Consider the following 13,386-nt stretch of genomic DNA (forward strand, 5'->3'; position numbering starts at 1 on the left):
AAACTGAACATTTTTTTAGTTATTTCATATTATTTTTGAAATTTTGACAATATGTTTGACGAAGAAAAAAGAAACAAGAAGATATTAACGCAGCATCAGGCGCAGTTGAAAGCGGAAAGCTATTGCGTCTATCAAGAACGCGCACAGCAAGAAGTACGCGATAAGCTCTACAGTTGGGGACTAAACGAAGAAGAAGTCGAAAATGTATTGGCTAATTTGATCAGCGATAATTTTTTAAATGAAGAACGCTTTGCTATTGCCTACTGTAACGGAAAACTCCGCATGAAAGGCTGGGGTAAAGTAAAAATCAAGCAGGCACTCAAAGCAAAAAGGGTATCCGAACAATTGATAAAAATTGCCTTTAAGCAAATCGATCTAGATGAATATGAACAAATCTTAAATCATATCATTGACAAAAAACTCCGTGAAATTAGTGGTAAGAACCACTATGCAGTTAAAAACAAAGTTTATCAGTTTGCACTATCCCGCGGATTTGAAAGTGATTTAATTTTTTCTACACTGAATTCAAAGGAGTTATAAAAAACACAGAAAGAAAGTAAATAAATATTTTGCAATATTGAATTTTCGCTCTATATTTGCATCACCAAAAAGGAACGCAAGGTTCTTTTAAAAATTGAAATAAAATTCCAATGCGAAAATAGCTCAGCTGGTAGAGCACAACCTTGCCAAGGTTGGGGTCGCGAGTTCGAATCTCGTTTTTCGCTCACCTGCCTAGGTGGTGGAACTGGTAGACACGCAGGACTTAAAATCCTGTTCCCGTTAAGGGAGTGCGGGTTCGATTCCCGCCCTAGGTACAAGAAAGCTCATCTAACGATGGGCTTTTCTTGTTTATGCGCGTATGTTACCTCGAATGGCCCTATCAAATTCACAAAACTCCCTTCAATCTTCAATAAACTTGCTTGCGAAACTCATCAGCCAATAGACATTTTATTTTATCGCCATAAAAATAAGAGAAAGCCGTAGGCCAGACTCAACAATATAAGTTTCAACATGCCTATTTTATACTTGAATAAAAGAAAAAGTGAAAATAACACCCAAACCAGAGCCATCGGCTCAATGGCATACCAAGAACTGACACCACTTGGAAATAGAATTCCTATACCTAAATAACAGGCTAAATTAACGATTACACCAACTACGGATGCAGTCACTAAAGATAGGATAAATTGTATACATGTATTTTTTTGGGTCCGTTCAATCAGTGGTGCCCCAACAAAAATCAAGGCAAAGTTTGGCAAAAAGGTAAAATATGCTGTAGTGATCAAACCTATTGCTGCCATGGAATAGGACTGATGAAAATGATTGAAGCCAGCCATAAAACCAACATAGGCCAAAACAACCACTAAAGGCCCCGGCGTCGTCTCTGCAAGAGCAAATCCATCGATCATCTGGCTCTTCGAAAGCCAAAACAATTTCTCTGTCACAAGAGCTGCAACATAGGGAATGACGGTATAAGAACCTCCAATTGTCAAATACGCAGACTTTGTAAATAAAAAAGAAAGTGTCTTCCAAAATTCAGTATCGATGGTAAAAAACAGCAAAATGCTCAACGGAATCAACCATAGTAAGAAAAACAGCAGCACCTGAAGAGAAATACGACGGTAGGATACCGAAGGAAGTGTTTCGAGCGTATTGACATAATAAGTAGATTCGAACTGCTTGTCTTCATTTTCACGATTAGCATCAATTTTCGAAGTTTTTGACAAGATTGCATATAGTAGTAGACCAACAGCGATCACACCCACAATAATCCAGGGCATTGGAACCCCAGCAAAATACGATAGAAGAAAAGCGGCCAATGCTACCAAATAATGCCATGTGCTGACAAGAGATTTCTGCCCCACCCGAAAGGTTGCAAATATAATGATCGCTAGAACTGCAGGTTTTAAACCCGAAAATAAAGCAATAAGCAATGCGGAGTTGCCATAGTGAGCATATAGTGTACTGAGTCCACATATAATAAGAAGTGAGGGAACAATAAAAAATACCCCGGCCAACACACCACCTTTTATGCCGTGCAACTTCCATCCTAAATAAATCGTCAATTGATGCGCTTCCGGTCCCGGCAACAACATACATGCATTGAGTGCCTGAAAAAACTTCCTGTTACTTACCCATCTTTTTTTTTCGACCAAAAAATCGTGCATAATGGTCACATGGCCGGTTGTTCCACCAAAACTTATCCAACCTAACACAAACCAAAACCACATGGCTTCCCGAAAAATTGGCTTCTGTCTATTATTTTCTTCCTCTAAATTCATCTTTTTCAACGCTATTTGTCTTAGGCCCGGATTTTATCGAAAACAATTTCTGCAGAACAGGCCCTATTCCGATGTCTCCTGTTTTAAAACATCTTGTTTCGGGAGACCATATACAGCGGTGTGAAAACCGCCATATAACTGCATAAAAAAAGCGAGATATCTTAAATATCTCGCTTTTTTTATATTAAGAATTGGTCTGATAAACTATTTTTTATCTAAAATAGTAACTTCCACTCTTCTGTTTTTTTGACGTCCTTCCGGACTTTTATTATCTCCAACTGGATTTGATTGACCGAAACCTTTTGCCGTAATGCGCGATTCAGCAACCCCAGAATCTACCAAGAACTTCTTAACAGACGCCGCTCTTTTATCGGAAAGCCACTGATTATACTCAACAGTACCCGTAGCATCAGTATATCCATCAACTTTGATCTTATTATTACTTTCCTTCAAGATCAACGCTAATTTACTAACTTCAGTTTTCGCCTTCTCAGATAGGTAAGAAGAGTTTGTTGGAAACAATAAATCAGACGATATACTAAACTTAATCCCTTCATCAGTTCTTTTCGCATCATTAAAATCCTTCTTCACATTTTTCAAACCATCATCAGTTCCATCTTTTGTTACAACTGCACCTGGATTGACTACAATAGCTTGTTGTTTACAGGAAAATAACGATAAACTTGCACATAAGGTTAAAATTCCCAAATTAATTTTTCTAAGCATGTCGTTTCTAACGTATTTAATATCGATTTAAGCAAGTAAATATAGCGAAAAAAGTCCAATATGACATCCGTTTTACGTCATATCTAACGTAACAAATCTATTTCTTGGTATATACTTTTTCTAAAGTCTTTTTTACCTCAGGAATATTCTCATACAATTTCCAAATCATGCCTGAATTTGCATTCTCGATCATCACGGCAATCGTTGCCTGATTCCTCGCACGATAAGTTTCAGAAACATCGTTGTTTTTAATATCAATCCAGCTTCTGAAACCATATTGTGTAAATAACACATCAGCGTATTCTTCGTAAAATTTACGTAATGCTTTTAGACCAATCTCCTTTTCAAATGGGTAAGCTGCAATAGCTATTGCAGGATTCACCAAATACCCCTGATAGGTATCTTCCACATTTTCCACTCCCCAAATATCGGTAAATCGAGTCCCTATACTCATTTCATTATCTCTCCGTTTATAGGCAAGAATATAATTCGATAAATATTTCTTGTAATCGACAAAATCATCTACTTTCCCTTTAGGATCCATAATCAAAAAGGGACGATAGACAGACATCAATGATTCATTTAAACTGCCGCCTGCAATACTCTTGGCAAAAATAACTTTGTCGTCGGAGTAGATCGAAATTCCGGCATTTCCCCTATCGCCAATTAAAGGGTTTGCACTTATTGAAAGCGCCAAAGAATCATTTAATTTCATTTTGAGTTCAGGAGCCAAATCACTGGAGTCATCCCCAAAATACAATTCGTTGCCTTTATGTTTGGTTGCAAATCCATTGATATAAGCTGAAATAGCTAAAGGGTGGGTAGGTGAAGACATCGCCAGTAAATAGGTACCCAAACTCTCGTTAAATCCCCCCAAAGGCCTCGATCTAGCTGTACTGTCTACAGGCGACCACTTATTCCAGAGTACATCAGGATTCTGTGCGTCGGTAAAATAGTTCCAATTTATGCGTTCCCAGAGCTTCGTAATATTATTTCTCAACGTCTGTTCCACAGGATCTTCTTTAGAAAAATATTGCCGGGCGATTAAAAGCGATTCCATGATATGTGAGGTTCCGCGCAAATCGTACGTTGGAATTGAATCGCGATAATAAGGCACCCCCGACCGGCCATCGTAAAGCGCTGTAAAGATCCCTTGATGTTGTTGTGCACTGCTCAAAAATTTTACAATCCGTGTTAACCTGACCAAAAGAGCTTGTCGCGAGATCAAGTTATTCTCTCCCGCCACAAGTAAGCCCAAGATCGCATAGCCAGTTTCATTTGTAGATACAATAGCCTGTCTATTGCCTCGATCAGGCAGAAACATACCACTATTTACATCATAGTTGTCTATAAAATAATTCACATGAGCATTCCGGATAAAATTTAACATCTCCGTATCCGTACCTTTTTTTGTCTGTACCTCCCTAACCTCAGAAAAAGGAGATTCAACATAATTATAGTCTACCCAAGCGATCTTATAATAATAAGATTTGTTATATTCATTTACCCTATCGAGCGACTTCTGTACATAGATGGGTAAAATTGCGATCGGCTGAAAATTGAGTTTATCTTCCGAACGGTAGATTTTCACGTAGCGAATACTTGGTGTTAGCGGCAATTGCCAGACCAACTCGACTTGTTTATCCACGGAACTGATCTTAGATAAGATAGCTGCTGATGACAGTCTTACCTTTGGATAGTTTTTGGGCAAAAACTCTATTTGATCGATAAATAATTGATTTGTCTGCAGTGCAGTTCCATTCTGTTCAAGAATTAAAGCCGAAACAGGCTTCCCTAATGAAATTCCTACACATTTGGCGACTGGAATGGAAACATTAAGCCAAGTATCATAAGCAAAATCATCGATATAATTTGCGATATCCACAGCATTTGTCCTTGTATCATTTTGCTGTAAGGTGACTTTTGGCAATTGTCCCTTTTCAGTATTGCTTTGAATAAAAAGCTTAAAAGTTAGCTGATCATCCTTGGCAATTAAATAGGGAAATTTCTGTTTATCGTTTAAAATACTTGCCTCCCATTTACCATTAGGAGAAGAAACGTACCGCAAAGAAAGCGAATTGCCTGGCGTAAAAAACAAACTATCGGAAACCGGTAGGCTATAGCTCACATTTTGGATCCATGATTCACCAGTATAATGAGCGATACTCTTAGCATAACTCCCGTTGATAACACTATTGTCAAATAAAACCTCAGGATAACTTTCTGATCGAACAAGTGTAGGTAAGATCAGTAACAAAAGAAAGTAAAAATATTTTTTCAGCATAAGTCAACATTTTTCACAGGCCTACAATCAAAAACTAAGCCACCAGTACGATTATAACGCAAATGTAACAAAGGAATTCCAATGATATTATCCTCCCTAATTTTAATTTCAGAAAAAATGCGCTAAATTAGCCCTCTGAATATTTTCATAAAATAGATATATGAAAACCACGTTTGATTTTGAAAAGCCAATTGCAGACTTGCAATTGCAAATTGAAAAGGTAACTCAAGTTGCCGAAAAAACTCAAGTTGACATGAGCGCAACCGTTCGTGAGCTTGAAGAAAAGCTTGCTTCTACTGAAAAAGAAATATACGGCAATTTAACAGGCTGGCAGAACGTTCAAATGTCACGCCATCCGGATCGCCCTCAGACTTATGATTATATAGAAGCTATCTGCGACGAATTTATCGAGTTGCATGGTGACAGAACCGTTAAGGATGATAAAGCGATTGTCGGTGGTATGGCTTCTATTGATGGTAATGCCGTTATGATCATCGGTCATCAAAAAGGTAAAAACACCAAAGAGCGTCAATACCACAACTTTGGAATGGCCAATCCTGAAGGCTACCGAAAGGCACTACGTTTAATGAAAATGGCTGAAAAGTTCAACAAACCTGTGATCACTTTAATTGATACGATGGGTGCTTATCCAGGACTTGAAGCTGAAGAACGCGGACAGGGTGAAGCGATTGCACGTAACCTCATGGAGATGGCTGTATTGAAAGTTCCAATCATTTGCGTTGTTATTGGTGAAGGAGCTTCAGGTGGAGCTTTGGGTATTGGCGTTGGAAACAGAGTCTACATGATGGAACATACCTGGTATTCGGTCATATCGCCTGAATCTTGTTCTTCTATCCTATGGAGAAGCTGGGATCATAAAGAAAAAGCCGCTGAGGCATTAAAATTGACTTCAGAAGACATGTTGGGCAACGGCTTGATTGATGGTATTATCCCTGAACCGCTAGGTGGTGCTCACCAAGATCCCGCGGCAGCAGCGGCTAATCTAAAAAGCCAGCTGTTGAAAGATCTTGCTGAATTGACGGCTAAAGATAGCGATACATTAGTTACTGAAAGAATTGATAAGTTTAGCAAAATGGGTGTGGTAACTGAATAATGTTAGCAATACAACCCTAAAAAATAAAAAAGTCAGCAATTAGCTGACTTTTTTTATGGCTATCCTGCATTAAAAATACACCTCCTCGTTCTAACGAACAGCCTCCATACAAATCAATCCTATCCACAAGTTTCTAAAAGGCTTTTTTAATAAAAAATAATTCGGTAATTTTTAAATAGTTACAACTTTAATCAATAAAAAAGACAAAAACATTTTGCGCAAATAACTTATTTTTCTACCTTTGCATCACTTTCAAAAACAGAAAGGATTCCGTAGCTCAGCTGGTAGAGCAATACACTTTTAATGTATGGGTCCTGGGTTCGAATCCCAGCGGGATCACAAAAGAAAAGCTAATCTTACGATTAGCTTTTTTTGCTTTATCGGTATTTGAACCCGAAAGAAGTGTAGACAGGGTTTGATCGGAACATGTTAATCTACATCCCAAAATGTTCTATTACCCCACAATAACGATCGTTTTGTTATCTAAGCGTAGTCCTTTTCATTTTTAATTTTTAGCTGCACAAATTAGGATCAAGTAGGGACGAAATTCGCTTTTATTACAGTGCTTGTTCAGTGCTCGTTCAGTGCTTGTTCAGTGATTGCTCAGTTATGGTTCAGTATAGACTGAATAATCACTGAGCAATCACTGTCTAAAAATTGATTGAAAATTGTTATTAGGTATAAGTTGGTATGCGAGACCTCCAAGAAGATACCGTTGGTAAAAGAATAGAAAAGCCAGAATTTCCTTGAAATAATAATCATTACCTTAAGTGAATGTTTCATCATTAGGCTCGGTATATGATTAAACTTGGTTATTTGATCGCTATGGAGCTGATCACCTTAACTACAATGGCTTCACAATCGTTACCAAAGTGCTGCCCTCCGGGCAAGATTCCTACAAGTTCCTGTATTTCTAAACTTCGCGAATGGATTATGAAAGATATTTCTACGGTATTTTACCTTAAAAGCTATCTGAGCACATAGCACCAACCTGGATCATGTAGGCGATCAGATTTTAAAGCGGGGATTACAATAGACTAGATTAGAGCTGCTGCAAGGCTTGTTTCACCATGTCTCTGTTGGGCTTAGAAATAGGTATTTTTTCACCAGACATTAAGAGTAAAATACCACCGTCTTCTTTTAACCAGCTTTTCACGTATTTTGGATTTACCAGATGGCTTTGATGAGTTCTTACAAATCCGTTGGGATGCAGTAGATCCGCATATTCTTTAAGCGATTTAGAAACCAAAATTTTTTCACCATTCGCAAGGATAAAGTGCGTGTAAGTATTATCTGCTTCACAACGTATGATTTCGGATAAAGTAACATACCTGATTTCGCTTTGCATCTGTAGAGCAATCTTGCCAACGTTCTTTTCGGGTTTCTTTAGTTGCTGTAGTAAAAATTCGAGCTGTGAATTTTGTTTCTGCGCAGCCAATTTATATTCAGCTTTATTTACCGCATCCATTAATTCTTCAATATCTATAGGTTTTAAAAGATAATCTAATGCCGCAAATTTTACAGCTTGTATTCCATATTGGTCGTAAGCGGTAACAAAAACAACTTCAAAATCACGCCATGGCAGCAGATTTAACAGATCAAAGCCTGTCTTATCGCCCATTTGAATATCAAGAAACACTAGATTAGGCAAATATTTTCCAATAACATCAACAGCATCTCTCACGCTTTGCGCCATCGCAACTACACTTACCTGCGGACAGTGTTTTTCTAGCAAAGCCTGTAGGTTTTCTAAATTGGAGATTTCGTCGTCTACTAAAACCGCTCTCATCATATTATAGCCAATCCGTTAATGTTAAACATATTTTAGTGCCATTAATGCTTGATTGTATAACTAAGATAAAACGATTTTCTTTATAAACTCTATTTAAAAGTGCTACTCTACTGTCACTTAATTGAAGGCCCAAACCAGTGTACTTTCTTTCCGTGTCAAATCCAGTTCCATTATCGGTAACGGTTAGGATCAAGTTATCTGCTTGCTTCATAAATTCAATCATAATTTTGCCAGAAGTAGTTTTTTGCGCCATCCCATGTTTCACTGCATTTTCTACAAAAGGCTGCAGTAACATGCTTGGTATTTCTATGTTTGCCAAATCTAAGTCTCCAGAATGATTGATGGTGTACTGAAAGCCAAATCGCAATTGCTCCATTTGTAGGTAATCATCCAATAGAGATTTTTCTTGTAATAAACTAATCCGCTCATTATCCTTAAGCACGTTACGCGTTAAGCGAGCGAATTTAGAAAGGTATTTATTCGCACTGTCTATTTCATTCTTGTTTATCAGATTTTGGATACCAGAAAGTGCATTAAACAAAAAATGAGGATTTAATTGGGAACGAATGGAGTTAAGCTGTAGCTTTATCATGCTTCCTTCCTGTTCTTTTTCTGCCAGCTTTTTTTTGTTACTTTTTTTGGTGAGATAGAGGATAACAAGAAACACGAATCCAATGGAAGATGTTCCAATTGCCGCATAAGTAAAAAGCTCTAATTTGGTATAACTTTCTTCATCTATCGTTATAGAAAGCGTATGCCGGGTCACATATTTTTCTATTTCTTCTGATGAAATATCAAAATCCGAGTATCTATCCCATTTGATCAATGGCTGAATGATAATTTCATAATCTCCCGATTTTTTGAAAATGCTTTTATCAATCTTTATATAAGGTGAAAGTTTATAGGCTTCATCAAGGTAGCCCCCATATTGCCAAGCTGTTGATTCGAAGATGATCTTATTTGATTTTTTATCTTTTATGGAGGTATAGTAGAGATAATCAATATCCAACCTGTCTTTTACGATCGTTAATTCATCGTCCTTGCGGGTAAAAATAATGCTTGTCTTTTCTTTCGGATCTGTGATATAGCTGTAATCAATACCTTCTTTAGTAGCGAAGCGTTTTGCAAAAGTTTTAATTTTCGCTTTCGGAATTGGTCTACCGTAAAACACATTTTTGTAAACATCTTGCGGTCTTTGGATGTCATAGGTGAGTATTGTAATGATTTTATCTTTTATAGAGAAGGTACCTAACGTAGCAGAGCGTCGTATTTCCCCCTCCCCTCTATCAATATTTTTCAGCCGTGCAGTGTCGATCAACTTATTTATCGCTAAAGGTTTGTTATCCACCAAGATTGTATACCGATAATCCTGTACACGTTCTGTCTTTCTAAAATAGATTTGGACACTTATATCGTTAATTCCTTGTAAATAATTAAAAGAGGTCTGCGGTTGATTTGGAAATATATTTCCATAATAAACGTTTTTGGCTGCACTATCAACAAACATAGCTAATCTTCCGCCAGCAGCGTACGAGCGATAAAAGTTAATGCCATTTTGTGCATTTGCAGCAGATAGCATAATAACGACGTTTAGCAATGCAAGGATTATCTTTTTCATTTTGTCTGGTTTAATTTTCATCAAACTTGCCACAATGATAGCAAAACTAAAACCATAAAATAGTAAAGGTAATGTTTGAATTAGTAAATGTATAGTTCTGCACAGTATTTGAATGTTCTCAAAAAAGTTACTTTTAATCATTAAATCAGACACAGCATTAGTCCATAACAAGTGAAAAATTTATATCGTTTTTTTTGATTCGAATTTCGTACCAGTCAACACAAGAACAGCTAATCTTTCGACTAGCTGTTCTTGGTATTAAACCTAGATAGATTTAAACAAAGGATCGACAGATGCTCACTAAGCTCAATACAAATTATTCGGGCAGCAATATGACTTCCAAAAACTTCACCATTTCTGCCCCCGCTATAGTATGGGCATGTAATTCAATAACTTGCTTGCCCTTTGGTAATAGCACCGTACCCAATTCCAGTTGATTGTCATGCAAACTGACAGAAGACGACGGATCTATTGTAAAATCCATATTCTTCCCCCCTAAATTTAAGCCGAGCTTCCCTCCCGTACCTGCAACATCTTTCACATACCGTATAGCCACCTTGAAGCGTCCACCATTTAACACATTCGTTTCCCATCTCAAACCTTGACTTAAACTAGTCCACCCCGTCACATAGTAGCGATTCCTTTTACCATCCCCAAACTTCATCGGACTACCTATCTGTTTTGCATAAAAGGTCAGTAGCCGATTTTTATTGATATTATGATCCACATATATTAAATCAGGATTTATTGGATGAGTTATCGTATCCTTCAATTGCACCACCACAACCAGATCATCCTTCTGAGACGTAATTTGATCTATAGGAATATGCAGTCCATCTTTTTCGGATCTATATTTTCTGATCGTTTCTCCCGACAATAACGAAACAGAATTAACCTTAGCAATCAGTCCGCCGACAATGAGATCATTCCGTAGAGGGCGTTCGAAAATATGTAAATACAGGGTATTTTTGCGCTGTGTAATGACTCCCCAGGGCTGACGAGGTAAACGAGATGGTCCAACAGCAATGACACTTTCACTATTCCCCCGCATCCACTGTCCTAAGCCCTTTAAAATTTCGACGTCAGCACTGTCGATGCTTCCGTCACCTTTTGGGCCAATATTCATTAAAATATTTCCCCCCATGGCCCTAGCCTTCGCTAAGAGTTTGATAAAATGAGCGGTCGGTTTATGGCTCTTATCGGTCGACGAATAGCCATAGGATTCATTTGTAGTTGGTATGGCCTCCCAATAAGCGCCAGAAGCAACTGGATAATACTCCTCAGGTCGATCTGCCGTATTCAGATAATCGCCATAATTCTTTTCCTCGGTACGCGCCAATCGACCATTGACTATGATATTCGGATCTGCTGTTCGAATAGCCTTTAAAATTCTCAGGTTTTCAGATAGCGGCAACTTATGAGGTGTATCAAACCACAACAAATCCGGATGATAGCGCTGAATAAGTTCCTCAATCTGTGGAATCGCCTTTTGATCTACATAATGTCTGGCCTTTATCAACCATTCGGGATGTTTGTCAAACCAATTTGTACCACCCAACAATTTATCCCCACCTGGATTACTGTAATCCCAGTCATTGCCCGGAGCATCCGGATGCTCCCAATCAAAAGCATGCGAGTAATAGAATCCAAACAAAAGCCCATGTTTATGGCAGGCTGCTGCTAATTCCGCCAACGGGTCCCTTTTAAATGCGGTGCTTGACAATGAATAATCACTTGAAAATGCAGAAGGGTACATCGCAAAGCCATCATGATGCTTAGCCGTGATGATAAAATATCTCATCCCTGCATTTTTTGCCAACAATACCCATTCCTCTGCATCGAACTTTAAAGGATTAAATCTACGTGCAGAATCAAGATACTCAGTACGTGGGATTTTCATCACACGCATCAGATGCTCCGCATAGCCCCCTCCCGGCCTCCCCTTCCAAATATTTCCATATTGAGAATAAACACCCCAATGAACAAACATACCAAATGAGGCTACCTTCCATTTTTCTAGGCGTCGTTCACGAGTTAATGCAGCTTGTTTCCACCAACCAGTTTCTGCTTCAACAATCGCATTTTTATCACGTGCTGTCGCATCATTAAACATATTTGAAGCCTCATTGCCCTCATTTACATTTTTAATCTGTGCGCTCGAAAACAATATTCCCGAAGAAAGCATAAGAAGAAAAAAACACTTAATTTTAAACATAACTTTGGTTTTATGAAGATGGCAATTCCAACCTGAAAGATTTCAGGCAGGCACCCTTTCTAAATTTATTGAATTATCGTTCCTGGCGACCTAACGGAAGGAATACAGGGGCGATTTTAACTATTATCAAAAATAATCTAAAACTACATTTTATAAGTGTACAATTCGTTCGTTTTAGAGGAAATATTGATCCGAGTCCCAAAAAAGAAAACCTATTCTTTAATAGGATGTTTATATCGTATATACATCTTAAATTAAATAAACAGTGATCTAAGCAATAGATTGCTCCATGGTCACCAAAAGATCTTTAAATATTTTTAACATAATCAGATACAAGCTATCTGTATTTATTGAATATTTGTCTAAAACTTTAAATTAATATGGAAAAACTAACCGCCAAAGCCAGCATACAAATTCAGAAACCAATCAACGAAGTTTTTGAGGCCATTGTAGATCCCAATAAAATGAATCACTATTTTATAAAATCTTCAACTGGACGGCTAGAGACAGATAAAACGGTAGAATGGACATTTCCAGAATTTCCCGACAGTTTTCCCGTGACAGGAAAAACCATCAGCCCCAATTCTTATATTTCTTTTGACTGGAGTGGAGGACTTCCCAATCAATTGGTAGAAATCACACTATCCACATTCGGAGAAAGCGCGACGGTCATAAAGATTACAGAACACGAAATGAACAACGATGCAGATGGAATTCTGATTATGATGCGACAAACAGAAGGTTGGGCCAACTTTTTAGCGTGTATGAAAGCGTATCTAGAATATGATATCAATCTGAGAACTGGAGCTTTCGATTTTATGTTCCAAAAATAGTGTTATCTAAAAATAGCTGCTCATCGAATTACTTCAAACACAATATATTCAACTACAGTTATCCGAATATCCGGCAAAGACTTCAACTATACATGGCAAAAAATAAAACGGCATATACCGAAGCATCTGTCCAAGACTTTATAAAAACAGTTGACGACCCACAAAAACAAATCGATAGTGCAACACTGATACAACTTATGGAAACCACAGCGGGTGAGCCGGCTAAAATGTACGGACCAACTATCATCGGATTTGGAAACTATCATTATACCTATGCAAGTGGGCATGAAGGCTATGCTCCTTTGATTGGATTTAGTCCCCGAAAATCAGCAATCTCCCTTTATGTATTTACCGGTGCCGATGAGCACCGACATTTGGTCGATCAGCTCGGGAAATTCAAAATAGGCAAAGCCTGCATATACATCAAGAAATTAAGCGACATCAATATAGAGATACTCCATCAGCTTATGTCCGAAACGATACAGTTTATAGAAAATAAGTATACGAGAATCAAAGAATAAC

11 protein-coding genes and 3 tRNA genes are annotated in these 13,386 nt (G+C 37.9%); 8 read left to right on the forward strand and 6 right to left on the reverse strand.

The features are described 5' to 3' along the window. Window positions 1–51: 51 nt before the first annotated feature. From K2F45_RS22550 to K2F45_RS22560, 3 genes are all read left to right on the forward strand, one after another. Window positions 52–540, forward strand: a complete 489-nt coding sequence (locus tag K2F45_RS22550; protein ID WP_075994013.1) for a regulatory protein RecX — start codon at window positions 52–54, stop codon at window positions 538–540. Window positions 541–652: 112 nt separating this feature from the next. Beyond that, a tRNA-Gly gene (locus tag K2F45_RS22555) sits at window positions 653–725 on the forward strand. A gap of 5 nt (window positions 726–730) precedes the next feature. Beyond that, window positions 731–815, forward strand: a tRNA-Leu gene (locus K2F45_RS22560). Window positions 816–953: 138 nt separating this feature from the next. Here K2F45_RS22560 and chrA read toward each other — a convergent pair. The 3 genes from chrA to K2F45_RS22575 all read right to left on the reverse strand — a co-directional run bounded on the left by chrA (window position 954) and on the right by K2F45_RS22575 (window position 5,292). After that, window positions 954–2,282: a chromate efflux transporter gene (gene chrA, locus K2F45_RS22565; protein ID WP_248932479.1), complete on the reverse strand. Its 1,329-nt coding sequence runs from the start codon at window positions 2,280–2,282 to the stop codon at window positions 954–956. Between the two features lie 204 nt (window positions 2,283–2,486). Next, the gene (locus tag K2F45_RS22570; RefSeq protein WP_075994015.1) at window positions 2,487–3,008 is read right to left on the reverse strand and encodes an OmpA family protein; all 522 of its coding nucleotides are present in this window, start codon (window positions 3,006–3,008) and stop codon (window positions 2,487–2,489) included. A gap of 97 nt (window positions 3,009–3,105) precedes the next feature. Then, complete coding sequence (locus K2F45_RS22575; RefSeq protein ID WP_248932480.1) at window positions 3,106–5,292, reverse strand: glucoamylase family protein; 2,187 nt, start codon at window positions 5,290–5,292, stop codon at window positions 3,106–3,108. Window positions 5,293–5,452: 160 nt separating this feature from the next. Between K2F45_RS22575 and K2F45_RS22580 the strand changes: the two genes are divergently transcribed. The 3 genes from K2F45_RS22580 to K2F45_RS22590 all read left to right on the forward strand — a co-directional run bounded on the left by K2F45_RS22580 (window position 5,453) and on the right by K2F45_RS22590 (window position 7,390). Further along, on the forward strand, window positions 5,453–6,406 hold the full coding sequence (locus K2F45_RS22580; protein ID WP_046671762.1) for an acetyl-CoA carboxylase carboxyltransferase subunit alpha: 954 nt from the start codon (window positions 5,453–5,455) through the stop codon (window positions 6,404–6,406). A 266-nt stretch (window positions 6,407–6,672) separates the two neighbouring features. Continuing rightward, window positions 6,673–6,745: transfer RNA gene (locus K2F45_RS22585), tRNA-Lys, on the forward strand. Between the two features lie 459 nt (window positions 6,746–7,204). Then, window positions 7,205–7,390: a hypothetical protein gene (locus K2F45_RS22590; protein WP_157626207.1), complete on the forward strand. Its 186-nt coding sequence runs from the start codon at window positions 7,205–7,207 to the stop codon at window positions 7,388–7,390. Window positions 7,391–7,448: 58 nt separating this feature from the next. Here K2F45_RS22590 and K2F45_RS22595 read toward each other — a convergent pair whose 3' ends face one another. From K2F45_RS22595 to K2F45_RS22605, 3 genes are all read right to left on the reverse strand, one after another. Beyond that, entirely contained in the window at window positions 7,449–8,198 is a 750-nt protein-coding gene (locus tag K2F45_RS22595) for a LytR/AlgR family response regulator transcription factor (RefSeq protein WP_338055419.1), read from the reverse strand. Window position 8,199: 1 nt separating this feature from the next. After that, a complete protein-coding gene (locus tag K2F45_RS22600) occupies window positions 8,200–9,816 on the reverse strand; it encodes a sensor histidine kinase (RefSeq protein ID WP_248932482.1) in 1,617 nt (538 codons plus the stop codon). A gap of 316 nt (window positions 9,817–10,132) precedes the next feature. Then, window positions 10,133–12,031 carry an alpha-L-fucosidase gene (locus K2F45_RS22605; protein WP_248932483.1) on the reverse strand — a complete coding sequence of 633 codons (1,899 nt, stop codon included), beginning with the start codon at window positions 12,029–12,031 and terminating at the stop codon, window positions 10,133–10,135. Between the two features lie 380 nt (window positions 12,032–12,411). Here K2F45_RS22605 and K2F45_RS22610 point away from each other — a divergent pair, with 380 nt between their 5' ends. Both K2F45_RS22610 and K2F45_RS22615 read left to right on the forward strand, forming a co-directional pair. After that, the gene (locus K2F45_RS22610; protein WP_120333347.1) at window positions 12,412–12,864 is read left to right on the forward strand and encodes an SRPBCC domain-containing protein; all 453 of its coding nucleotides are present in this window, start codon (window positions 12,412–12,414) and stop codon (window positions 12,862–12,864) included. 92 nt (window positions 12,865–12,956) lie between these two features. Next, the gene (locus K2F45_RS22615) at window positions 12,957–13,385 is read left to right on the forward strand and encodes a DUF1801 domain-containing protein (protein WP_248932484.1); all 429 of its coding nucleotides are present in this window, start codon (window positions 12,957–12,959) and stop codon (window positions 13,383–13,385) included. Window position 13,386: the final 1 nt, after the last annotated feature.

It is taken from the genome of Sphingobacterium siyangense, from assembly GCF_023277505.1.
GTDB lineage: Bacteria > Bacteroidota > Bacteroidia > Sphingobacteriales > Sphingobacteriaceae > Sphingobacterium > Sphingobacterium siyangense.

Bases quoted from the DNA above. Each gene is read 5' to 3' on its own strand.
- K2F45_RS22550 (WP_075994013.1), top strand. From the start codon at position 52: ATGTTTGACGAAGAAAAAAGAAACAAGAAGATATTAACGCAGCATCAG.
- chrA (WP_248932479.1), bottom strand. From the start codon at position 2,282: ATGAATTTAGAGGAAGAAAATAATAGACAGAAGCCAATTTTTCGGGAA.
- K2F45_RS22570 (WP_075994015.1), bottom strand. From the start codon at position 3,008: ATGCTTAGAAAAATTAATTTGGGAATTTTAACCTTATGTGCAAGTTTA.
- K2F45_RS22575 (WP_248932480.1), bottom strand. From the start codon at position 5,292: ATGCTGAAAAAATATTTTTACTTTCTTTTGTTACTGATCTTACCTACA.
- K2F45_RS22580 (WP_046671762.1), top strand. From the start codon at position 5,453: ATGAAAACCACGTTTGATTTTGAAAAGCCAATTGCAGACTTGCAATTG.
- K2F45_RS22590 (WP_157626207.1), top strand. From the start codon at position 7,205: ATGATTAAACTTGGTTATTTGATCGCTATGGAGCTGATCACCTTAACT.
- K2F45_RS22595 (WP_338055419.1), bottom strand. From the start codon at position 8,198: ATGATGAGAGCGGTTTTAGTAGACGACGAAATCTCCAATTTAGAAAAC.
- K2F45_RS22600 (WP_248932482.1), bottom strand. From the start codon at position 9,816: ATGAAAAAGATAATCCTTGCATTGCTAAACGTCGTTATTATGCTATCT.
- K2F45_RS22605 (WP_248932483.1), bottom strand. From the start codon at position 12,031: ATGTTTAAAATTAAGTGTTTTTTTCTTCTTATGCTTTCTTCGGGAATA.
- K2F45_RS22610 (WP_120333347.1), top strand. From the start codon at position 12,412: ATGGAAAAACTAACCGCCAAAGCCAGCATACAAATTCAGAAACCAATC.
- K2F45_RS22615 (WP_248932484.1), top strand. From the start codon at position 12,957: ATGGCAAAAAATAAAACGGCATATACCGAAGCATCTGTCCAAGACTTT.